Annotated in this window: 1 protein-coding gene; it reads left to right on the top strand. The window is 43.7% G+C overall.

The genetic code is table 11. The features are described from left to right. Position 1: 1 nt before the first annotated feature. A complete protein-coding gene (gene tuf, locus ACFIMW_RS09280; RefSeq protein ID WP_012755022.1) occupies positions 2-1,177 on the top strand; it encodes an elongation factor Tu in 1,176 nt (391 codons plus the stop codon). Positions 1,178-1,197 lie beyond the last annotated feature (20 nt).

The following is a 1,197-nucleotide window of genomic DNA, read 5'->3' as shown; positions in this document are numbered from 1 at the left end:
AATGGCGAAGAGCAAGTTTGAACGAACAAAACCGCATGTTAATATTGGTACGATTGGTCACGTTGATCATGGGAAGACCTCGTTGACAGCAGCGATTACGAAATATTTTGGTGAATTTAAAGCTTATGACCAAATTGACGCTGCGCCAGAGGAACGTGCACGTGGAATTACTATTTCTACAGCACATGTTGAGTATGAAACGGAAAATCGTCACTATGCGCACGTTGATTGTCCAGGACACGCTGATTATGTGAAAAACATGATCACAGGGGCAGCACAGATGGATGGTGCTATTTTGGTTGTTTCAGCAGCGGATGGCCCAATGCCTCAGACACGTGAGCATATTTTGCTTGCACGTCAGGTTGGTGTTCCAGCAATTGTTGTTTTTCTTAATAAAGTTGATCAGGTTGATGATGCAGAACTTTTGGAGCTTGTAGAGCTTGAAGTTCGGGAACTTTTATCCAAATATGATTTCCCAGGCGATGATATACCAATTGTTAAGGGTTCTGCGTTGGCAGCTCTTGAGGATAAGGATAAAAGCATTGGTGAAGATGCTGTTCGTCTTTTAATGAGTGAAGTTGATAATTATATTCCAACCCCTGAGCGTCCTGTTGATCAACCATTTTTGATGCCGATAGAGGATGTGTTTTCGATTTCGGGTCGTGGAACCGTTGTTACGGGTCGTGTTGAGCGTGGTGTTATCAAAGTTGGAGAGGAAATCGAGATTATCGGTATTCGTCCAACTTCTAAGACGACGGTTACAGGCGTTGAAATGTTCCGCAAGCTTTTGGATCAAGGTCAAGCGGGTGATAATATAGGAGCTCTGCTACGTGGTGTTGACCGTGAAGGGATTGAGCGTGGTCAAGTATTGGCGAAGCCAGGATCCGTTACACCTCATACACGGTTTAAAGCAGAAGCTTACATTTTGACAAAAGATGAAGGTGGACGTCATACGCCCTTTTTCACGAATTATCGTCCACAGTTTTACTTCCGTACGACGGATGTTACAGGTATTGTTACGCTTCCAGAAGGAACAGAAATGGTTATGCCCGGTGATAATGTTGCCATGGATGTTTCGTTGATCGTTCCAATAGCGATGGAGGAAAAACTTCGTTTTGCTATTCGTGAAGGTGGTCGTACTGTTGGTGCCGGTATCGTCTCTAAGATCATTGAATAAATAATGCTTGTTGAGTGCTT

The organism is Bartonella sp. AC329YNZD, assembly GCF_042196685.1.
Taxonomy (GTDB): Bacteria; Pseudomonadota; Alphaproteobacteria; order Rhizobiales; family Rhizobiaceae; genus Bartonella.
The sequence above is the reverse complement of the archived record's forward strand: the minus strand, read 5'-3'. Positions and strand labels throughout refer to the sequence as shown.